We start from the raw sequence: 20,642 nt of genomic DNA, 5'->3' as shown, positions 1-20,642 counted from the left end.
GGGGAACGTCAGCGGGTGTGGTAGTTGGGTGCTTCGACGGTCATCTGGATGTCGTGCGGGTGGCTCTCCTTCAGACCGGCCGCGGTGATCCGGATCAGCTGGCCGCGCTGGTGCAGGTCGTCGATGCCTTCGGCACCGACGTACCCCATCGCCAGCCGGACCCCGCCGATCAGCTGGTGCACGACGGTGCTCAGCGGCCCACGGTACGGCACCTGGCCCTCGACGCCTTCAGGTACCAGCTTCTCGTCGCTGAGGACGTCCTGCTGGAAGTAGCGGTCCTTGGAGTAGGAGCGGGCCTGGCCGCGTGACTGCATCGCCCCCAGCGAACCCATCCCCCGGTACGACTTGAACTGTTTGCCGTTGATGAACATCAGCTCGCCGGGGCTCTCCTCACAGCCGGCGAGCAGGCTGCCGAGCATCACCGTGTGCGCCCCGGCGACGAGCGCCTTGGCGATGTCACCGGAGTACTGGATGCCGCCGTCGGCGATCACCGGCACCCCGGCCGGCTGGCAGGCGCGGACCGCCTCCATGATCGCGGTGATCTGCGGTACGCCGACCCCGGCGACCACCCGGGTGGTACAGATCGCGCCGGGGCCGACCCCGACCTTGACCGCGTCGGCACCCGCCTCGACCAGCGCCCGCGCGCCCGCGTAGGTGGCCACGTTTCCGCCGACGACGTCGACTGTCGTGTCCGCCTTGAGGGCCCGGACCATGTCCAGCACGGCCCGCTGGTGGCCGTGCGCGGTGTCGACGATCAGCACGTCGACACCGGCGTCGACCAGGGCGCGGGCCCGCTTGTACGCGTCGTCGCCGACGCCGATCGCGGCGGCCACCCGCAGCCGGCCGGCGTCGTCCTTGGTCGCGTCGGGGTACTGCTCGCTCTTGGTGAAGTCCTTGACGGTGATCAGCCCGCGCAGCCGGCCGGCGTCGTCGATCAGGGGCAGCTTCTCGACCTTGTGCTGACGCAGCAGCGCCAGGGCGTCCGCCTTGGCCACCCCGACCGGGGCGGTGACCAGCGGCATCCGGGTCATGATCTCGCGTACCGGCCGGTTGGAGTCGGTTTCGAAGCGCATGTCCCGGTTGGTGACGATGCCGACCAGTGCCCCGTCGGCGTCGACCACCGGTACGCCGGAGATCCGGTACCGGCCGCAGAGCGTGTCGACGTGCTGCAGGGTGTCGTCCGGGCCGCAGGTCACCGGGTTGGTGATCATGCCGGCCTCGGAGCGCTTCACCAGGTCGACCTGGAGTGCCTGGTCGTCGGCGGAGAGGTTGCGGTGCAGGACGCCGATGCCGCCCTGGCGGGCCATGGCGATCGCCATCCGGGCCTCGGTCACCGTGTCCATGGCGCTGGACAGCAGCGGAATCGACAGCTGCACGTTGCGGGTCATCGACGTCACGGTGTTGACCCGGCTCGGGATCACGTCCGACTCGGCGGGCTGCAGCAGCACGTCGTCGAAGGTCAGACCGAGCGGTACCGCCCGGGCCGACCCGGTGGGCATCTCCGGTACATGACCACCGAACGCCGGGGGGACGGACACGCGCCCGCCGTTGGCGGTACGGTCGACGACGGTCTGCTCGGCTGGCGAGTTCTCCACGACTTGATCCCCTGAGCTGGTCGGACGGGTGCGCCTGGTGGCAGATGCGGGTGGGGACACGCGGCCTTGCGCGGAGGCGGCCCGGTGCCCGACTGCGGTTGACCGGCTCGCGCCGTCGCGACGGCGCGATGGTTCATCGTACCCACCGGTCCTGGTGCCGGCCGCGCCGCGCCCACCTGGGCCGGCCGGGCGGTACGGATGGGACTACGGTGGAGGGGTGCACGAGGAGCCGATCGATCCGTTCAGTGGCGACCCCGCCGATCCGGCGGCCGGGCTGGAGGATCCCACCGAGGACGGGGAGTCCGACTCGTTGACCGCCGCCGAGCGGCAGGACGTGTTGGAGGACCTGGCGGACCTGGAGGTCTACCAGGCCCTGCTCGGCGCGGTCGGGATCCGTGGTCTGGTGATCGAGTGCGAGGACTGCCGGGAGCCGCACTACTTCGACTGGGACCTGCTGCGCGGCAACCTGCGGCATCTGCTCAACTCGGGCCGGCCACGGGTGCACGAGCCGGCCTTCAACCCGGACCCGGACCACTACGTCACCTGGGAGTACGCCCGGGGCTACGCCGACGGCGTACACGACACCCTGCACGACGAGTCCGACGACGACGAGATGCCGGAGCAGTCGTCCTGATCCGGTAGGCGCGGCGACGGCACCGCGCCGGCTGTCCCGGCTGCCAGGTCGGCTCAGGCGACCAGGCCGGTACGGAATCCGGTCGCCACGGCGTGGGCCCGGTCGCGGGCACCGAGTTTGCGGAACAGCCGTCGGGCGTGGGTCTTGACGGTGTCCTCCGAGACGAACAGTTCCCGGCCGATCTCGCCGTTGCTCTTGCCTTCGGACATGCCGCGCAGCACCTGGAGCTCCCGTTCGGTCAGCCCGGTACGCCGCAGCGGCGAGCCGGACGGGCCGATGGTCGGTGCAGTGCCGGCCGAGCCGGTGGTCGGCGTACCGCCGGGTGGTGTCGTCGCGGTGCTCGGGCTGCCGGTCACCGCCGGACCACCGGCGGTCGGGCTGCCGGTGGTGGGGCTGGCCGGCGCCGTCGCGTCGTCGCGCTGGTTCGGCACCACGGTCGCGGCGGCGTCGGTCGGTGCGGATGCCGCCGGGCCGGTGTCGGCACCGGGGGTGGTGCCGGTGGCCCGGTTGGCCGCCGAAGCTGCGGCGACGGCACTGACGGAGGCGGTCTCGGCCGGCGCGGGCGCGACGGTGGCGGTGAGCGTCGCCGACTGTTCGGCCAGCAGCGCCGGCGTCTGCCGACCGGGGGCGGCCAGCAGCAGCAGGGTCTTGGCGACGACGCTGACCAGGTCGTCGGCGTCGCGGATCAGGCCGCGGGCGCCGGCCGCGATCGCGGCGGACGCCACCTGCGGCTCCTCGCCGCCGAAGAGCACGATCACGCTGTTCGGCGAGCGGGCCAGCACCCGGCGGGTGAAACTGGCACTGTCCGGCCGGGCCAGCGCCGTGTCGGCGAGCACGATCTCCGCCGGCCGTTCGGACAGTCGCAGCATCACCTCGGGTTCGGAGACGGCGGTCCGGACGACAGCGGAGAGGCCGAGCCGGGCCGCCGCCCCGGTGATGTTCTGAGCTGCGGCAACCGACCGTACACAAACGAGCACCTTACGCACTGTGTCTCCCCTCTCCCGTGAGCAGGAGATCACGCGACGCCGGTTCGCTCACACGCTTTGCCACGAAAAAAGATGAAAGTTCAGGACGGCTGGCCCCGTCGGCGACCGGCCGTCGCCGGCCAGGTTCCCCACAGGTTGCGCGGGTAGTGATTGAGCGGTGGGGCTGGCGGGTACCGCAGTGACTGTCGAGGACCGATGCGCTTGCGCGGCCGGCCGCCCGGTCCGACCATGAGCTGTCCGCGGTGCCGCGCGGAAGGAGGGGTGCAGATGTCGGACGTACGTCGACTGCCCGGACCTATCGTCGACCTCTGGGAGTGGCAGATCCTCGGTGCCTGTCGCGGTCGCGACAGCGCGCAGTTCTTCCACCCGGACGGTGAACGCGGTTCGTCACGCACCCGGCGGGAGGCCGGCGCGAAGGCGGTCTGCCGGACCTGCCCGGTCCGCGCGGAGTGCGCGGCCCACGCCCTGTCGGTACGCGAACCGTACGGTGTGTGGGGCGGGTTCAGCGAGGCCGAGCGGCTGCGGCTGCTCGCCGTCGGCTGGGAGGACCTGGCCGACCGGCACCGGCACCGGGTGGACGTGGCCCGGTTGGAGGCCCGGCTCGGCCGCCCGCACAAGTCGACCGTACCGACGCAGCGCCAGACCGCATCGGCAGCCTGAACCTGCTATGCCACGGTGACCCGGATCGTGTGCCAGCCGGTCGCCCCGTCCGGGGCGACCGGCTGGCGGCCCTCCGGCTGGGTCTCGCCGGTGGTGTCGGTCGCCCGCACCTGCAGCACGTGCTCGCCGGGGGTGGCCGGCCACTGCCAGACCCACTGCACCCAGGTGTCGGCGGAGACCGCCGGGGCCAACGTCGCCGACTGCCAGGGGCCGTCGTCGACCCGTACCTCGACGGCACGGATGCCCCGGTGCTGGGCCCAGGCCACCCCGGCCACCGGCACCGTGCCGGCGGTCAACTCGCCCCGCTGACGCGGCGTGTCGATCCGGGACTGGGTCTTGATCGGCCCCTGCGCCGACCAGCCCCGGGGCACCCAGTACGCGTCGAAGTCGGCGAAGCTGGTCACCTCCAACTCGGTGATCCACTTGCAGGCGGAGACGTAGCCGTACAGGCCGGGCACCACCATCCGGACCGGGAAGCCGTGCTCCACCGGCAGCGGTTCGCCGTTCATCCCGACCGCGAGCAGCGCGTCCCGCCCGTCGAGCAGCGCCTCGGTCGGCGTACCGCAGGTCCAGCCGTCGACCGACCGGCCGACGACCTGGTCGGCGCCGGGCAGCGGGCCGGCGGCGGCCAGCAGTTCCCGCACCGGTACGCCGAGCCAGCGGGCGTTGCCGATCAGGTCGCCGCCGACCTCGTTCGACACGCAGGCCAGGGTGACGTACCGCTCGACCAGGTCCATCGCGAGCAGGTCGGGGTAGCTGACGGTGATCTCGGTGGCGACCCGGCCGTGGATCCGCAGCCGCCACTGCTGCGGGTCGACCCGGGGCACCACCAACGCGGTGTCGATCCGGTAGAAGTCGGTGTTGGGGGTGACGTACCGGGTCAGGCCCGACACCTGTGGGTCCACACCGGACGGCACGGGCGCGGCGACGTCGGCGGCGGCCGGCAGGGTGATGGATGCCCGGACACTGGTCACGCTGCGCCGCTGCGCCAGCCACCGGCCGCCGGCCCCGGCCAGCGCGGCGGCCCCGACGCTGACGCCGACGGCGGACAGGAACCGCCGCCGGTCGCCCACCCCGGCCCCGGGCAGCACCGGCGCGGTCGGGGTGGCTGGAGCGGCTGGCCCGGCCGGCGGGGCCGGCGGGTCGGCGGCGGGGCGCAGCGGGCCGACGCCGGGCTGCGGCGGGTCGGCGGCGGGGCGCAGCGGGCCGGTCAGCAGCGCCCGCAGCAGGATCGCCGCAGCCAGGGCACCGAGCAGCGACGGCAGCGCGGCCGCCGGACCGGCGTCCGGCCGGCTCACCGCCGCCGCGACACCGACCAGGCCGAACGCGGCGATACCGAGATCCCCGGCGATCGGCGCGCGGGCCGCCAGGACGCCGATCCCGGCGGCGAACCCGGCCAGCAGGACGGCGGTGCCGACCAGCAGCGCAGTCTTGTCGTGTACGCCGAACACGTCGATGGCGAACCGGGTCAGCGACTCCGGCGCGGAGTCGACCACGACCCCGCCGACCGCGACCAGCGGTGCCGAGCGGGCACCGGCGACGACCGCGACCACCTCGGCGAGCCCGAGGGCGACGGCGGCGACGGCCACCCCGGCGAGAGCGGCCAGGCGGGCCGGCGTACGGCCGGCGGCGGCCCGCGCCACCGGCGGTGCTGCCTGTTGCGTCATCGTCCGACGATACGTCGCGACCAGAACGGTTGGCGAAAGCGGAATCCGCGCGACCAGGGCCGGGCGGCGTACCGCCGGAGTGCCCTGATCGCGCGGATTCAGGTGAAGCAGGTGGAACAGGTACGGGTCAGAACCCGGGGCCGTGCTGGTGACCGTGCCCGTGGTCGTGCCCGTGGCCGCCGGCGGCCGGTTGCGGCTTCTCCGGCTTCTCCACCACGAGGGTCTCCGTGGTGAGCAGCAGCCCGGCGATCGACGCGGCGTTGGTGACCGCGTTGCGGGTCACCTTGACCGGGTCGACGATGCCGGCTGCGGCCAGGTCGACGTACGAGTCGGTCGCCGCGTTGAGGCCGTGGCCCCAGTCGGCGTCACGCACCTTGCCGACGACGACGTACCCGTCGTGACCGGCGTTCTGGGCGATCCACCGCAGCGGCTCGTGCAGCGCCTTGCGGACGATCGACACACCGACCTTCTCCTCGCCGGTGAAGCCGAGGTCGTCGTCGAGCACGCTGGCGATCTGGCTGAGCGCGGCGCCGCCACCGGGGACGATGCCTTCCTCGACCGCGGCCTTGGTCGCGGCGATCGCGTCCTCGATGCGGTGCTTGCGCTCCTTCATCTCGACCTCGGTCGCGGCACCGGCCTTGATCACAGCGATGCCGCCGGAGAGCTTGGCCAGCCGCTCGGACAGCTTCTCGCGGTCCCAGTCGGAGTCCGACGCCTCGATCTCCTTGCGGATCTGGGCGACCCGGTCGGCGACCTCGGAGTCGCGGCCACCGCCGTCGACGACCGTGGTGGTGTCCTTGTCGACCACGATCCGCCGGGCGCTGCCCAGCTGCTCCAGCCCGACGGCGTCGAGCTTGTAGCCCAGCTCCGGAGCGACCAGCTCGGCGCCGGTGAGGACCGCCATGTCCTGCAGCATCGCCTTGCGGCGGTCGCCGAAGCCGGGGGCCTTGACCGCGCAGATCTTGACGGTCTTGCGGATGGCGTTGACCACCAGGGTGGACAGCGCCTGGCCCTCGACGTCCTCGGCGACGATCAGCAGCGGCTTGCTGGCCTGGACGACCTTCTCCAGCAGCGGCAGCAGCTCCTCGATCGAGGAGATCTTCTGGGTGGTGATCAGGATGTAGGCGTCCTCGAGGACCGCTTCCTGCGCTTCGGCGTCGGTGACGAAGTGCGGGGAGACGAAGCCCTTGTCGAACTGCAGGCCCTCGGTGACGTCCAGCTCGGTGGCGAGGGTGGAGCCTTCCTCGACGGTGATCACACCGTCGCGGCCGACCCGCTCCATCGCCTCGGCGATCAGGTCGCCGATGGTGGCGTCCTGCGCCGAGATCGTCGCGACCTGGGCGATCGAGTCCTTGCTGGCCACCTCGACGGCCTTGGCCAGCAGTTCGTCGGAGACCTTCTGGACGGCCGCGTCGATGCCGCGCTTGAGGCCGGCCGGGTTGGCTCCGGCGGCCACGTTGCGCAGCCCTTCACGGACCATCGCCTGGGCGAGCACGGTGGCGGTGGTGGTCCCGTCGCCGGCGACGTCGTTGGTCTTCGTCGCCACCTCCTTGACCAGCTGCGCACCGAGATTTTCGTACGGGTTGGTGAGCTCGATCTCCTTGGCGATGGTCACGCCATCGTTGGTGATCGTCGGGGCGCCGAACTTCTTGTCCAGCACGACGTTGCGCCCGCGCGGGCCGAGGGTGACCTTGACCGTGTCCGCGAGGGTGTTGACGCCGTGCTCCAAGAGGTGTCGGGCGTCGTCCGAGAAACTCAGGATCTTCGCCATGACATTCCCTTCACAGGCACTAGCCGTCGGCCGGGCGGCGCAGGGCGCCGGGCACCGGCCAACGGGCGACGCCCCGGAGACCCGCGTGGGGCTCCGGGGCGTTCAGCACTGGCAGTAGGTCACTTCTCGATGACGGCGAGGACGTCGCGGGCGGAGAGCACCAGGTACTCCTCGCCGGCGTACTTGACCTCGGTGCCGCCGTACTTCGAGTAGATGACCGTGTCGCCGACGTTGACGTCAACCGGGATCCGGTTGCCCTTGTCGTCGACGCGGCCCGGGCCGACAGCGAGGACGGTGCCCTCCTGCGGCTTCTCCTTGGCGGTGTCGGGGATCACGATGCCCGACGCCGTGGTGGTCTCAGCCTCGTTCGCCTGGACCAGGATCCGGTCCTCGAGCGGCTTGATCGCAACCTTGGTCGCGGTAGTCACGGGCATACCCTCCTGGGGTATCAGGTGTTGGTGCCGGTCGCGTGGGCGGCCAGCGTCAATCTGCCTCATGTCCACCGGGCGGGTCCGTCGTCGCGGGTGCCGGTCCGCCTGGCGTTTCGCCCTCCGGCCGGAGCCGGCGGGCTGGCACCCTCAGCATGAGAGTGCTAACCGCAGATTAGCAGTCGCCTGTGCGGAGTGCTAGCCCGATGGCCGACCATGGACAATGTCGCGGTGCACCCGGACGAGTTGGCCGCGCTGCGCTCCCCGGCCGGGGCGGCGGCCCTGACCGCCGCCGCGCAGGTGCTGGCCGCGCCGGGCGGCGACGACCCGCTGGCCGCGGCGACCGCGCTGCGTACCGCCGGGGTGCCGGCCCCGCTGGCCACCGCCGCGCTCACCCAGGCCGCGCTGCGCGCCCGCGCGGCCGGCAAGTTCGGCCCGGCCGCCGCCCGGATGTTCTTCACCCGCGCCGGCCTGGAACAGGCCACCCGGGCCGTGGTCGCCGACCGCCGCACGGCCCGGTTGCGCGCCGCCGGGGTACGCCACCTCGCCGACCTGGGCTGCGGGGTCGGCGCGGACACCCTCGCCGCCGCCCGGGCCGGAATCCGGGTGTACGCCGTGGAGGCCGATCCGGCCACCGCCGCGATCGCGGCCGCCAACGCCGAGGCCACCGGGCTGGCCGACCTCGTCACGGTGGTCTGCGCCGACGCCACCGACGTCGACCTCACCGGCGTCGACGCGGTCTTCTGCGACCCGGCCCGCCGCTCGGGCACCGGCCGACGCACCTTCGACCCGGACAGCTACTCCCCGTCCTGGGACTTCGTCCGCGACCTGGTCGCCCGGGTGCCCCGGACCGTGCTCAAGGTCGCACCGGGCATCGACCACGCGCTGATCCCGCCCGGGGCCGAGGCCGAGTGGGTCAGCGTCGACCGGGACGTGGTCGAGGCGGCGTTCTGGTGCGGCCCGCTGGCCGGCCCGTCCCGGCGGGCCACCCTGCTGCGTACCGGGCGGCCGGCGGCGGGCCTGGTCGGCGACGGCGGGGAGGCGGTGGCGGTCGGCCCGGTGCGGCGCTACCTGTACGACCCGGACGGCGCGGTGGTCCGCGCGCACCTGGTGGCCGCGTTCGCCGCCACCGTGGCCGGCACCCTGGCCGACGAGTCGATCGCCTACGTCTACGCCGACACGCCGACCGACACGCCGTACGGCCGGTGTCTGGAGATCACCGACGTGCTGCCGTTCTCGCTGAAACGGCTGCGGGCAGTGCTGCGCGAACGCGGTGTGACGCGGCTGGAGATCCTCAAACGCGGTTCCCCGCTCGACCCGGCCCAGTTGCGGCGCGACCTGCGGCTGCGTACCGCTGCCGGAGCCGGCGTGGCGGCGAGCCTGGTGCTGACCCGGGTGGCCGGCGCCCCCACGGCCCTGCTCGGCCACCCACTGGGCGCACCGGGACGGTAACGTCGCCGGACATGGCAGGTACGGCGACCCCGGCGACGACGCTGCTGACCAAGCGGCGCGTTGCGTTCCAGGTGCACCCGTACCAGGTGTCGCCGGAAACGCCCGACTACGGCGCGGCGGTCGCGGCCGCCCTGGGCGTGGCACCCGCGCAGGTGTTCAAGACGCTGGTGGCGCAGGTCGACGGCGCGCTCGCGGTCGGCGTCGTGCCGGTCACCGGGGGGCTGGACCTCAAGGCGTTCGCGGTGGCGCTGGGCGGCAAGCGGGCGGTGCTCGCCGACCGGGTGCTGGCGGAGCGGACCACCGGGTACGTCCGGGGCGGGATCAGCCCGCTCGGGCAGCGCCGGCGACTGCCGACGGTGCTGGACGCCTCGGCCGGCCGGTACGCCGAGGTCTACGTATCGGCGGGCCGGCGCGGGTTGCAGTTGAGTATCGCTCCGGGTGACCTGGCCGCCGTCGCCGATGCCCGGTTCGCCCCGATCGCTGCCCACTGATCCGGCAGACGACGGGCAGATGTCCGTCACGTTGCTGAATTGTTATCGCTGGCAACAAAACTCGTGACGGCAGCGGTCTTGTGCTCGCCGCCACACTCCTAATACGTTGCCGGACACAACAAAACGACGACGGCCCTCCGCCCCAGCTGTGGCCGTCGCCCTCGCCGGCCGGGTTCCGGAGCCCACAGCGCCGCGCGAGCCACACCTCACGCACGGACAGCACCACCTCAGCACGCACGAGCAGCACCACCTCCTTGTACGCGACACATCACCCTCCGAAAGGACCCGAGCGATGCGCAAAGGGATCCTCAGCACCGCCGCCGCCGGCATTCTGCTCGCCGGCGGCCTGACCGCCTGCGGCAACGACAGCGGCAACGACAGCGGCACCGGCGACACCCCGACCCCGAAGATCGGCGTGATCCTGCCGGACAGCGCCTCCTCCGACCGCTGGGAGACCGCCGACCGGCGCTTCCTGGAAGAGGCGTTCGAGGCCGCCGGCGTCGACTCGACCATCCAGAACGCGCAGGGCGACAAGGCCCAGTTCCAGACCCTCGCCGACCAGATGATCACCGACGGCGTCACCGTCCTGATGATCGTCAACCTGGACTCCGGCACCGGCAAGGCCGTGCTCGACAAGGCCAAGCAGCAGGGCGTCGCCACGATCGACTACGACCGGCTGACCCTCGGCGGCTCCGCCGAGTACTACGTCAGCTTCGACAACGAGGCCGTCGGCAAGCTGCAGGGCGAGGGCCTGGTCAAGTGCCTGACCGACGCCGGGGTGCAGAACCCGACGATCGCCACCCTCAACGGCTCGCAGACCGACAACAACGCCACCCTGTTCAAGGCCGGCTACGACGGGGTCCTCGACCCCAAGTACAGCTCCGGCGAGTACACCAAGGGCCCGGACCAGTGGGTGCCGGACTGGGACAACACCCAGGCCGCGACGATCTTCGAGCAGATGCTGACCCAGACCGGCGGCAAGATCGACGGTGTGCTGGCCGCCAACGACGGCCTCGGCAACGCCGCCATCTCGGTCCTCAAGCGCAACCAGCTCAACGGCAAGGTCCCGGTCACCGGCCAGGACGCCACCCCGCAGGGCCTGCAGAACATCCTCGCCGGCGACCAGTGCATGACCGTCTACAAGGCGATCAAGGCTGAGGCGCAGGCCGCCGCGGAGCTGGCCATCGGGCTGGCCAAGGGCGAGCGCAAGGAGGTCGCGCAGACCGTCACCGACACGGAGACCAACCGCGAGGTGCCGGCGGTCCTGCTCACCCCGCAGGCCATCTACAAGGACAACGTCGTCGACGTGGTCAACGACGGCTACGTCACCGCCGAGGAACTCTGCACCGGTGAGTTCGCCGCGCTCTGCACCGAGGCCGGCATCAGCTGACCCGGCGTCGCCGGCCCGGCCCGGCAGCCCCGCCGCGGGTGTCACCCGGCAGCACCATCGCCGGGTGACACCCGCGGCGGACGCGCCGACGCCGCTGGACGGACACCCTCACGAAGGAGACCATCCGTGTCCGCGACCCCCCTGCTGCAACTGCGTGGGATCGACAAGAACTTCGGCCCCGTCCAGGTGCTGCGCAACGTCGACTTCGACGTCCACGCCGGTGAGGTGACCGCGCTCGTCGGTGACAACGGCGCCGGCAAGTCCACCCTGGTCAAGTGCATCAGCGGCATCCACCCGATCGACCGCGGCGACGTCCTGGTCGACGGCCGACCGGTGCACATCCACAGCCCGCGCGACGCCGCCTCGCACGGCATCGAGGTCGTCTACCAGGACCTCGCGCTCTGCGACAACCTCGACATCGTGCAGAACATGTTCCTCGGGCGGGAGAAGCGCTCCGGGCTCGTGCTGGACGAGACCACCATGGAACAGATGGCCGCCGACACGCTGGCCGGGCTCTCCGTACGGACCGTCAAGTCGCTGCGCCAACTCGTCGCCAGCCTCTCCGGCGGCCAACGCCAGACCGTCGCCATCGCCAAGGCGGTGCTCTGGAACAGCAAGGTCGTGATCCTCGACGAGCCCACCGCCGCGCTCGGCGTCGCCCAGACCGCCCAGGTGCTGGAGCTGGTCCGCCGACTCGCCGACAACGGCCTCGCCGTCGTGCTGATCTCACACAACATGAACGACGTCTTCGCCGTCTCCGACCGGATCGCCGCGCTGTACCTCGGCCAGATGGTCGCCCAGGTACGCAGCACCGAGATCACCCACGCGCAGATCGTGGAGCTGATCACCGCCGGCCGCAGCGGTCAGCTCGGCCTGCCCGCCGACAACGGCGCCGAGTACACCACCAGCGGACCGGGAGCCGACCGATGAGCACCGCCACCTCGACAGCCCAGCGGCCGGCGACCCCGGTCGCCTCGCCAGGTGTCGGCGAACACCTGCGCAACTACTTCTCCCGGGTCCGCGGCGGCGACCTCGGCGCGTTGCCGGCCATCCTCGGCCTCGTCGTACTCTGCACCGTCTTCTCGATCGTGCGGCCCAACTTCCTCACCGCCGGCAACTTCGCCAACCTGTTCATCCAGGGCGGTGCGGTCGCCCTGATCGCGATGGGGCTGATCTTCGTCCTGCTGCTCGGGGAGATCGACCTCTCCGCCGGCTTCGCCAGCGGGGTCTGCGCCGCGATCCTGGCGGTCGTCTCCACCGAGATGGGCCTGCCCTGGTACGTGGCGGTCCTCGCGGCGGTCGCCACCGGCACCCTGATCGGCACCGTCCTCGGCGTCCTCGTCGCGAAAGTCGGCATCCCGTCGTTCGTGGTCACCCTCGCCGCGTTCCTCGCCTTCCAGGGCACCGTGCTGCTGCTGATCGACGGCGGCCGCAACGTGTCGATCCGCGACAACGTGCTGATCGCGATCGTCAACCGCAACGTCCCGCCGGTCATCGGCTGGGCGATCTTCGGCGTCGGGGTGGCCGGTTTCGCCGCGATCCAACTGCTGCGCTACCGCAGCCGCTCCGCCAAGGGCCTGGTCACCGACCCGATGGTGGTGGTCCTGGCCCGCATCGGCGTGCTGGTCGCGGTCGCCGGATCGGCCGTCTACATCCTCAACCAGGAGCGCGCGGTCAACCCGCTGTTCGCCTCGCTGCGCGGGGTGCCGATCGTGGTCCCGATCATCGTCGTACTGCTGATCTTCTGGACCTTCGTCCTCAAGCGCACCGCGTACGGTCGGCACATCTACGCCGTCGGCGGCAACCGCGAGGCCGCCCGCCGGGCCGGCATCAACGTCGACCGGATCCGGATCTCCGCGTTCATGATCTGCTCCTCGATGGCCGCCGTCGGCGGCATCGTCGCCGCCAGCCGGGCCAACTCGGTGGACGCCAACACCGGCGGCAGCAACGTGCTGCTGTTCGCCGTCGGCGCCGCGGTGATCGGCGGCACCAGCCTCTTCGGCGGCAAGGGCCGGGTCCTCGACGCCGTCCTCGGCGGTGCCGTGGTCGCGGTGATCGAGAACGGCATGGGACTGCTCAACGTCGAATCCGGCGTGAAGTTCGTCTTCACCGGCCTGGTGCTGCTGCTGGCCGCCAGCGTCGACGCACTGTCGCGCCGCCGGGCCGCCGCCGCCGGATCCCGATGACCGCGGAGACGACGGCGCGATGCGGGCAGGGCCCAGCCAGGAGGAGATCCGCCGGCAGAACCTGGGGGCGCTGCTGCGCCACGTCCACCTGCACGGGGCGACCACCCGCGCCGAGCTGACCACCACCCTCGGGCTCAACCGCAGCACCATCGGCGCGCTCACCGCTGACCTGGCCGGCGCCGGCCTGGTCAGCGAGGGCGGATCCCGGGAAACGGGCCGGGCCGGACGACCGTCACTGGTCGTCCGGCCCGAGTCCCAACGGGTGTATGCGTACGCGCTGAGCATCGAGGTCGACCGGTTGCGGGCCGCCCGGGTCGGACTCGGGGGCCGGATCCTCGACGTCCGCACCGCCGACCGGCCCCGGGGCACCCTCGCCGCCGAGGCGGTCGGCCCGCTCGCCGGCTTCGTCAAGGAACTGCACCAGTCGGTGCCGGCCGGGTCGGTCTTCGTCGGCAGCGGCGTCGCGGTCAGCGGCATGGTCCGCCGCGACGACGGCATGGTCCGGCTCGGGCCCACCATGGGCTGGGTCGACGAACCGCTCGGCGCGGCCCTGGCCGAGGCGCTCGGCGACGACCGGGGCGTCCTGGTCGGCAACGTCTCCGACCTCTGCGCGCTGGCCGAACACGCCCGAGGGGCCGCCGTCGGCTGCGACCATGTCATCTACCTGTACGGCGACGTCGGCGTCGGCGCCGGGATCATCGCCGGTGGCCGCCGGGTCACCGGCCACGGCGGGTACGGCGGCGAGGTCGGCCACATGGTGGTGCACCCCGGCGGCCGGCCCTGCCTGTGCGGCTCCCGGGGCTGCTGGGAGACCGAGATCGGCGAACACGCCCTGATCCAGGCCGCCGGCCGCACCGGGGCGATCGGCCGCGAGGCGGTGCTCGCCGTCGTCGACGCCGCCGACCGGGGCGACGGGCTGGCCCAGGCCGCGATCCGCCAGGTCGGCGACTGGCTCGGTTTCGGCGTCGCCAACCTGGTCAACATCTTCAACCCGGAGACCGTGGTCTTCGGCGGTACGCTGCGCGACGTCTACCTGGCGGCGGCGGCCCACGTCCGCAGCCGGCTCAACTCGATCGCGTTGCCGGCCTGCCGGGAACACGTCCGGCTGCGCACTCCGAAACTCGGCGACGACGCCCCGCTGATCGGGGCCGCCGAACTCGCCTTCGAGCAGCTGCTCGCCGACCCCCTCGACGCCACCACCGGTTAGCCCGCGCGCCGGTCAGCCGCGCGCGTCGGTAGCGGTGTCCGCACCGGTGGCGGTGTCCGCGCCGTGCCAGGACCGCCACAGTGCGGCGTACGAGCCACCGGCGGCGACCAGCTCGTCGTGCGAACCCAGCTCGCTGATCTGGCCGTCCTCCACCACTGCGATCCGGTCGGCGTCGTGGGCGGAGAACAGCCGGTGCGCGATCGCGATCACCGTCCGCCCGTGCAGCACCGCGGCCAGCGAGCGTTCCAGCTGCCGGGCGGTACGCGGATCGATCAGCGAGGTCGCCTCGTCCAGCACCAACGTCTGCGGATCGGCCAACACCAGCCGGGCCAGCGCCAACTGCTGTGCCTGAGCCGCCGACAGCGGATGCCCGCCGGCACCGACCACAGTGGCCAGTCCCGCCGGCAGCTCGGTCGCCCAGTCGAGCGCGTCGACCGCCGCCAGGGCGGCCCGCACCTGGTCGTCGGTGGCGTCCGGCCGGACCATCGCCACGTTGTCCCGGACCGTGCCGATGAAGACATGATGCTCCTGGGTGACCAGGGCGACCTGGGAGCGCAGCCGGTCGGGGTCGAGGTCGGCCAGCGGCACCCCGCCGACGGTGACCGCCCCGGCGGTGGGCCGCAGCACACCGGCGAGCAGCCGGCCGAGGGTGGACTTGCCTGCGCCGGACGGTCCGACGATGGCAATCCGCTCCCCCGGCTGCGGCACCAGGGTCACCCCGCGCAGCACCTCGTACCCGTCGACGTAGCTGAACCGGACGTCCCGGGCGGCGACCGGCTCCGCCGAACCGGCCACCGGATCCGTCGAACCGGCCGCCGGCTCGGGCGACGGGCCGTCGTCCTGCGCGACGCCGAGCAGTCGGGCCAGCGACGCGCCGCCGACCTGCAGCTCGTCGAGCCAGTTGAGCAGCCGGTCCAGCGGTCCGCTGAGCATCTGCACATAGATGACGGCGGCGGTGACCTGGCCGAGGCTGACCCAGCCCCGCAGATGGAACCACCCACCGATCACCAGGGTGGCAACGACCGGCACCACGTACCCGATCTCGATGATCGGGAACCAGACGGTCCGCAACCACAAGGTGTAGCGCTCGGCGGCGTACTGGCGGCGGATGTCGGTGTCGGTGCGCAGCCGGCGGCGGTCCTGCTGCCGCAGCGCCTCCACGGTCCGCGCCCCCTCGACGGTCTCACTCAACCCGTCGGTGATGTCCGCGTAGGCGGCGCTCTCCCGCAGATAGCCCTCCGGGGCCCGACGCAGGTACCAGCGGGTGCCGGCCCACAGCAGCGGGACCACGATCAGGCAGGGCACCGCGATCAGCGGGCCGAGCAGGACCAGGGCACCGACGATGAAGATCGCCGTGCTGAGCGCGATCAGCGTCTCCGGGACCGCGAAACGCACCGTACGCGACAGCGCCGACACATCACGCGAGGTACGAGTCAGCAGGTCACCGGTGCCGGCCCGCTCCACCGTGACCAGCGGGATGGCCAGCACCCGCTCGACGAACTCCTCCCGCAGCGTGGCGAGCACCCGCTCACCGAGTCGCGACGAGGCGACGTGAGCGTAGCGGGCCAACACCGACTGCAGGATCAGGAACCCCGCGATGGCCGACGCGGTACGGTCCACCGTCGCGGCGACGGTACCGGCGGACAACGCCTCGACCAGGCCGCCCAGCAGCCTCGGCGCGGCGAGCCCGGCGACCGCCGCCGCCGCGTGCAGGGCGATCGCGGTGGCGAGCATCCGGGGGTGCCGGCGAATCACCGTACGGGTGTATCGACGGACCTGCGCCGGCCCGGCCACCGCAAGCGTGGTCACGGCTGGTCACCACCCCGAGTGACCAGGGCCGCGTACCGTGGCTCACACTCCAGCAACGCCCGGTGAGTGCCTTCGGCGACCACCTTGCCGTCGTGCAGGAACGCCACCTGATCCGCCTGGTCCAGCAGCAGCGGGCTGGTGCTGCACACGACGGTGGTACGACCGGACCGGGCGGCACGTAGCCGGCCGGCGATCCGGGCCTCGGTGTGGGCGTCCACCGCGCTGGTCGGCTCGACCAGGACAAGAATCGGCGGGTCGGTCAGCAACGCCCGGACCAGCCGGAGCCGCTGCTGTTGACCGCCGGAGAACTCCCGGCCCCGCTCGGCGACCTCGGCGTCCAGCCCGTCGGGCAGCGCCGCGACGATGTCGGTGGCGCTGGCCGCCACCAGGGCTGCCCGGACCGCGTCGTCGCTGGCCTGCCCGGTCGCGTCGAGCTCGTCGCGGAGCCGGCCGGTGAACAACCGGGCGTCGTTGTCGGCCACCAGAATCCGCTCCCGGACCGCGCCGAGCGCCAGCTCCCGCAGCGGTACGCCGGCCAGGGTGACCTCGGCGTCGACGTAGCGCCCGAGCCGGTCTGCCAGCGCGGTCGCCGCCGCCGGGTCAGTGGCCGCGACAGTGGTGAGCCGGCCCGGGGCCACCCGCAACCCGGAGACCGCGTCGAAGAGCACGCCGGGCAGCCGGGGCACCGACTTGGGCTCGGGCGGGTCGGTCAGCTCGGGTGCCAACGCGAGCAGGCCGACGACCCGGCGGGCCGCGACGTACCCGGTGGTCTCGGTGGTGATGAACTCGCTGAGCGTCCGGATCGGGCCGACCAGGAAGGCGGTGTATCCGTAGAACGCCACCAGCTGGCCGACGGTGATCTCACCGGACAGCGTGAACCGGGCTCCCAGCCAGGTCACCAGGACCAGGAACATGCCGGGCAGCAGCAGCTGGGTGGCTTCGAGCAGGGACTCGACCCCGGCGACCCGGACGCCGCGTCGGCGCAGCTCCTGCGATTCGGTCCGGTAGCGGGACGTGAGGACCCGCTCGCCACCCACCCCACGCACGATCCGCAACCCGGTGACGATGTCGTTCGCGAGCGTCGCCAGGGTGGCCTGCTGATCGCGGTACACCTGCTGGTGGCGGTGCAACGGCCGGACCAGGCCGCCCACCACGGCCATCAGCAGCGGTACGCCGACCAGCACCACGAGCCCGAGCGGCACCGAGGTGGCCAGCAGGATCGCGGTGATCACCACGATCGCGACGAGCGCCCCACTGGCCCGGCTGACGATCTCGATGGCGCTGCCGAGGTTGCTGATGTCGGCGGTACCGATGCTCACCACCTCGCCGGTGGCCAGCCGTTTCGGCAGGGCGGCACCGAGTCGGTTGGCCTGCCGTACGGTGATCTGGGTGGTCCGGTAGGCCGTGGACAGCCAGACGAACACCGCGAACCGGTGCAGGACGACTCCGGCGGTGGCCTGGAGCAGCCCCAGACCGAGCAGGACCAGTCCCCAGTTACGCAGGGCGGCGGCGTCCCGGTCGGTGAGTCCACTGTCGATTGCCACCCCGACCACCGCCGGCATCAACGCCTGACTCACCGTCCACACCACCGACAGCAGCGCGGCTGCTGTCAGGGCCGGACCCACCTTGCCGACCAGCCACAGCAGGTACCGCCCGGGCGACCGTGCGTCGGGCACTCCGGGATCGGGTTCGGGTAACGGGCGCATGACTCAGCGAGACTAGGCCGCCGCCCGATCGGCAAGCCACCGAATTTCGCCGACCAGGCCCGGACCGCAGGACCGGCGGCTCCGCATCCCCTCAGGCAGGACTCGGCTCAGCGGTCGACCTGGGTGAAGTCCCAGCTGTGCGGCGGCCGGGTGACCAGCCGCAGCGGCGGATCCGGCAGGGAGACCGGGCCGCTGCGCCACTTCGAGACGACCACCACCCGGTCGTCGGTGGACGAGAAGACCTCGCTGGTCAGGTGCAGCGGGCTGTGCTCGATCTCCGCCAGCGCGGTGTCGCAGACCCAGGTGAGCAACTCCGGCAGGCGGGACGGCTCGGCCTTGGCCTCCCACATCCGCACGATCACGTCGCCGGACATTACACGCTCACCGTGGTCAACGGCAGCGCGGAGTCGGCCGGTAGGTCCAGCCGGCTGGCCGGCACCCCGGCGGCCACCAGGTGCGAGCCGAGTGCGGCGACCATCGCCCCGTTGTCGGTGCACAGCTTGGGCCGGGGCACCCGGACCCGGATCCCGTACCGCGCGCAGCGCTGCTCGGCCATCGCCCGCAGCCGCGAGTTGGCCGCCACCCCGCCGCCGATGACCAGGGTTTCGACGCCCTGCTTCCGGCAGGCGTCGATCGCCTTGGTGGTCAGTACGTCGCAGACCGCCTCCTGGAACGAGGCGGCCACGTCGGCGACCGGCACCGGCTCGCCGGCCCGTTCGCGGGCCTCCACCCAGCGGGCCACCGCCGTCTTGAGCCCGGAGAAGGAGAAGTCGAACCGGTGCGTGGCGAGGTCTTTCGGCGCGGTCAGGCCACGCGGGAAGGCGATGGCGGCCGGGTCGCCGTCGCGGGCCGACCGGTCGATGGGCGGCCCACCGGGGAACGGCAGCCCGAGCAGCCGGGCCACCTTGTCGAACGCCTCACCGGCGGCGTCGTCGATGGTGGCACCGAGCGGGGTGACCCCGGCGGTCAGGTCGTCGACCAGCAGCAGCGACGAATGTCCACCCGAGACCAGCAGGGCGATCGCCGGCTCCGGCAGCGGACCGTGTTCGAGGGTGTCGACGGCGACGTGTGCGGCGAGGTGGTTGACGCCGTACACCGGTTTGTCGGCGGCGATCGCGTAGCCCTTGGCCGCCGCGACGCCGACCAGCAGCGCGCCGGCCAGGCCCGGACCGGCGGTGACGGCGATCGCGTCGATGTCGGCGAGGGTCACCCCGGCGTCGTCGAGCGCCCGCCGCATGGTCGGCACGATCGCCTCCAGGTGGGCCCGGCTGGCCACCTCCGGCACCACGCCACCGAACCGGGCGTGTTCGGCCACGCTGGAGGCGAGCGCGTCGGCGAGCAGGGTGTGCCCGCGGACGATGCCGACTCCGGTCTCGTCGCAGGAGGTCTCGATCCCGAGGACCAGAGGTTCGTCAGCCATCTCGCATCATCACCAGGGCGTCGGTGTTGCTGGGTTGGTAGTAGCCGCGACGTACGCCGACCGGTTCGAAACCGTACGCCGCGTAGAGCCGCTGTGCGGGCGCGTTGTCCACCGCGACCTCGAGGAAGGTCCGGCCGGCACCGCGCCGGCCGGCTTCGTCGAGCAGTGCGGTCAACAGGGTACGGCCGAGGCCGCGCCGCTGGGCGTCGCGGCGAACCGCGATGTTCTGCACCCACGCCTCGTCGGGTGCCCCGGGGTCACCGGCCCACGCCAGTCCGGCGTACCCGGCGACCTCGTCGGCGTCGTCGACGGCGGCCAGGTAGTGGTGGTCGTTGGCCAGCTCGTTCCAGAACATCTCGGCCGACCATTGTTCCGCGCCGAACAGGTCCGCTTCGATCGGCAGCACCTGCTCGATGTGCCACCAGCGGAACTGGACGATCCGTGGCCGCGTGCCGGCCCGGGTCTGCGTGCCGGCCCGGGTCACCGTAGCACCGGTTTCCGGCCGGTCGCCGCGACCGCGTCGGGTCGGCGCAGGTAGCACGGGGTCAGCGGCTCGCCGTCGGCACCGGCCCGGACCCGGTCGGCGGCGAGTTCGGCCAGCGCCAGAGCGCTCGGGTAGCGCGGCTCGGGCCGCACCGGCAGGCCGAGGACGTCGGCGTAGCGCAGCGCCCCGTCGCCGACCGCCGCGACGACGCCCGACGGGGCGGCACCCGGCAGGGCCTCGGCCACGGCGGCCGGGGTCGCCACCGCCGGGTCGGTCAGCCGCCGCCCGTCGCCGGCGTACACCGCCCAGTAGATCTCGCGCCGACGCGCGTCGGTCGCGACCAGCACGGGGCCGGCGGCGGGGTCGGCGGCGGGGTCGGCGGCGGGGTCGGCGGCGGGCGCCCGGCCGAGCGCGTCGAGGGAGACGACGCCGTACGCCGGGATGTCGAGTGCGTGCGCCATGCTGACGGCGGTCACCAGGCCGACCCGCAGCCCGGTGAACGGCCCGGGGCCGAGCCCGGCGACGACCGCCGTGAGGTCGGTCGCCGTCGCGCCGGCCTCGACCAGGCAGGCGGCAATCTGCGGGCCGAGCAGTTCGCCGTGCGCGCGCCCATCGATCGCGCAGCGGCTGGCCAGCAGGCGTACACCGTCGGTGACCTCGGCCAGCGCGGCGGTCACCGCGGGCGTCGACGAATCCAGCACGAGTACCAGCACGGTAAGCACACTAACCGGACAGCCCCGCCGACCATCGCACCGG

General features: G+C 72.7%; 19 protein-coding genes. 8 read left to right on the top strand and 11 right to left on the bottom strand.

Going from position 1 to position 20,642, the window contains the following annotated elements:
* Positions 1–8: 8 nt before the first annotated feature.
* Positions 9–1,595 carry an IMP dehydrogenase gene (gene guaB, locus ACN28F_RS19785; RefSeq protein ID WP_421356784.1) on the bottom strand — a complete coding sequence of 529 codons (1,587 nt, stop codon included), beginning with the start codon at positions 1,593–1,595 and terminating at the stop codon, positions 9–11.
* A gap of 217 nt (positions 1,596–1,812) precedes the next feature.
* Here guaB and ACN28F_RS19780 point away from each other — a divergent pair, with 217 nt between their 5' ends.
* Positions 1,813–2,229 carry a DUF5319 domain-containing protein gene (locus ACN28F_RS19780; protein WP_289209378.1) on the top strand — a complete coding sequence of 139 codons (417 nt, stop codon included), beginning with the start codon at positions 1,813–1,815 and terminating at the stop codon, positions 2,227–2,229.
* A gap of 53 nt (positions 2,230–2,282) precedes the next feature.
* On the opposite strand, the gene ACN28F_RS19775 is transcribed toward ACN28F_RS19780, so the two are convergent.
* Positions 2,283–3,215, bottom strand: a complete 933-nt coding sequence (locus ACN28F_RS19775; RefSeq protein WP_421359117.1) for a response regulator transcription factor — start codon at positions 3,213–3,215, stop codon at positions 2,283–2,285.
* A gap of 267 nt (positions 3,216–3,482) precedes the next feature.
* Here ACN28F_RS19775 and ACN28F_RS19770 point away from each other — a divergent pair, with 267 nt between their 5' ends.
* Positions 3,483–3,875 (top strand): WhiB family transcriptional regulator, encoded by a 393-nt coding sequence (locus ACN28F_RS19770; RefSeq protein ID WP_289209376.1) that lies wholly within the window; start codon positions 3,483–3,485, stop codon positions 3,873–3,875.
* Between the two features lie 5 nt (positions 3,876–3,880).
* Here ACN28F_RS19770 and ACN28F_RS19765 read toward each other — a convergent pair whose 3' ends face one another.
* The 3 genes from ACN28F_RS19765 to groES form a co-directional block, all read right to left on the bottom strand.
* Positions 3,881–5,542: a molybdopterin-dependent oxidoreductase gene (locus tag ACN28F_RS19765; RefSeq protein ID WP_421359115.1), complete on the bottom strand. Its 1,662-nt coding sequence runs from the start codon at positions 5,540–5,542 to the stop codon at positions 3,881–3,883.
* Between the two features lie 127 nt (positions 5,543–5,669).
* A complete protein-coding gene (gene groL / locus ACN28F_RS19760; RefSeq protein ID WP_289209374.1) occupies positions 5,670–7,313 on the bottom strand; it encodes a chaperonin GroEL in 1,644 nt (547 codons plus the stop codon).
* Positions 7,314–7,432: 119 nt separating this feature from the next.
* A complete protein-coding gene (groES, locus tag ACN28F_RS19755) occupies positions 7,433–7,747 on the bottom strand; it encodes a co-chaperone GroES (protein WP_123606067.1) in 315 nt (104 codons plus the stop codon).
* A 210-nt stretch (positions 7,748–7,957) separates the two neighbouring features.
* On the opposite strand from groES, the gene ACN28F_RS19750 reads away from it, so the two are divergent.
* The 6 genes from ACN28F_RS19750 to ACN28F_RS19725 all read left to right on the top strand — a co-directional run bounded on the left by ACN28F_RS19750 (position 7,958) and on the right by ACN28F_RS19725 (position 14,467).
* The gene (locus tag ACN28F_RS19750; RefSeq protein ID WP_421359112.1) at positions 7,958–9,193 is read left to right on the top strand and encodes a class I SAM-dependent methyltransferase; all 1,236 of its coding nucleotides are present in this window, start codon (positions 7,958–7,960) and stop codon (positions 9,191–9,193) included.
* Between the two features lie 11 nt (positions 9,194–9,204).
* Positions 9,205–9,684, top strand: a complete 480-nt coding sequence (gene ybaK / locus ACN28F_RS19745; protein ID WP_421359110.1) for a Cys-tRNA(Pro) deacylase — start codon at positions 9,205–9,207, stop codon at positions 9,682–9,684.
* Positions 9,685–9,976: 292 nt separating this feature from the next.
* Positions 9,977–11,074 carry a sugar ABC transporter substrate-binding protein gene (locus ACN28F_RS19740; protein ID WP_421359108.1) on the top strand — a complete coding sequence of 366 codons (1,098 nt, stop codon included), beginning with the start codon at positions 9,977–9,979 and terminating at the stop codon, positions 11,072–11,074.
* 126 nt (positions 11,075–11,200) lie between these two features.
* Positions 11,201–12,004: an ATP-binding cassette domain-containing protein gene (locus tag ACN28F_RS19735; protein WP_289209371.1), complete on the top strand. Its 804-nt coding sequence runs from the start codon at positions 11,201–11,203 to the stop codon at positions 12,002–12,004.
* Positions 12,001–13,260, top strand: a complete 1,260-nt coding sequence (locus ACN28F_RS19730) for a sugar ABC transporter permease (protein WP_289209370.1) — start codon at positions 12,001–12,003, stop codon at positions 13,258–13,260. The genes ACN28F_RS19735 and ACN28F_RS19730 overlap by 4 nt, the downstream gene beginning before the upstream one ends.
* 19 nt (positions 13,261–13,279) lie before the next feature.
* Positions 13,280–14,467: an ROK family transcriptional regulator gene (locus ACN28F_RS19725; protein ID WP_289209369.1), complete on the top strand. Its 1,188-nt coding sequence runs from the start codon at positions 13,280–13,282 to the stop codon at positions 14,465–14,467.
* Between the two features lie 12 nt (positions 14,468–14,479).
* Here the strand turns inward: ACN28F_RS19725 and ACN28F_RS19720 are convergent, their stop codons facing one another.
* The 6 genes from ACN28F_RS19720 to tsaB form a co-directional block, all read right to left on the bottom strand.
* Entirely contained in the window at positions 14,480–16,276 is a 1,797-nt protein-coding gene (locus ACN28F_RS19720) for an ABC transporter ATP-binding protein (RefSeq protein ID WP_421359105.1), read from the bottom strand.
* Positions 16,273–17,952, bottom strand: coding sequence for an ABC transporter ATP-binding protein (locus ACN28F_RS19715; RefSeq protein ID WP_421359103.1), 1,680 nt, complete (start codon positions 17,950–17,952; stop codon positions 16,273–16,275). Before ACN28F_RS19715 ends, ACN28F_RS19720 begins: the two co-directional genes overlap by 4 nt.
* Before the next feature lie 137 nt (positions 17,953–18,089).
* Positions 18,090–18,344: a hypothetical protein gene (locus tag ACN28F_RS19710; protein ID WP_289210824.1), complete on the bottom strand. Its 255-nt coding sequence runs from the start codon at positions 18,342–18,344 to the stop codon at positions 18,090–18,092.
* Positions 18,345–18,355: 11 nt separating this feature from the next.
* Positions 18,356–19,402, bottom strand: coding sequence for a tRNA (adenosine(37)-N6)-threonylcarbamoyltransferase complex transferase subunit TsaD (gene tsaD, locus ACN28F_RS19705; RefSeq protein WP_421359101.1), 1,047 nt, complete (start codon positions 19,400–19,402; stop codon positions 18,356–18,358).
* The gene (gene rimI / locus ACN28F_RS19700) at positions 19,395–19,886 is read right to left on the bottom strand and encodes a ribosomal protein S18-alanine N-acetyltransferase (RefSeq protein ID WP_289209365.1); all 492 of its coding nucleotides are present in this window, start codon (positions 19,884–19,886) and stop codon (positions 19,395–19,397) included. The genes tsaD and rimI overlap by 8 nt, the downstream gene beginning before the upstream one ends.
* The gene (tsaB, locus tag ACN28F_RS19695) at positions 19,883–20,599 is read right to left on the bottom strand and encodes a tRNA (adenosine(37)-N6)-threonylcarbamoyltransferase complex dimerization subunit type 1 TsaB (protein ID WP_421359099.1); all 717 of its coding nucleotides are present in this window, start codon (positions 20,597–20,599) and stop codon (positions 19,883–19,885) included. Before tsaB ends, rimI begins: the two co-directional genes overlap by 4 nt.
* Between the last annotated feature and the right edge of the window lie 43 nt (positions 20,600–20,642).

It is taken from the genome of Solwaraspora sp. WMMA2101 (genome assembly GCF_049179175.1).
Classification (GTDB): Bacteria; Actinomycetota; Actinomycetes; order Mycobacteriales; family Micromonosporaceae; genus Micromonospora_E.
The sequence above is the reverse complement of the archived record's forward strand: the minus strand, read 5'-3'. Positions and strand labels throughout refer to the sequence as shown.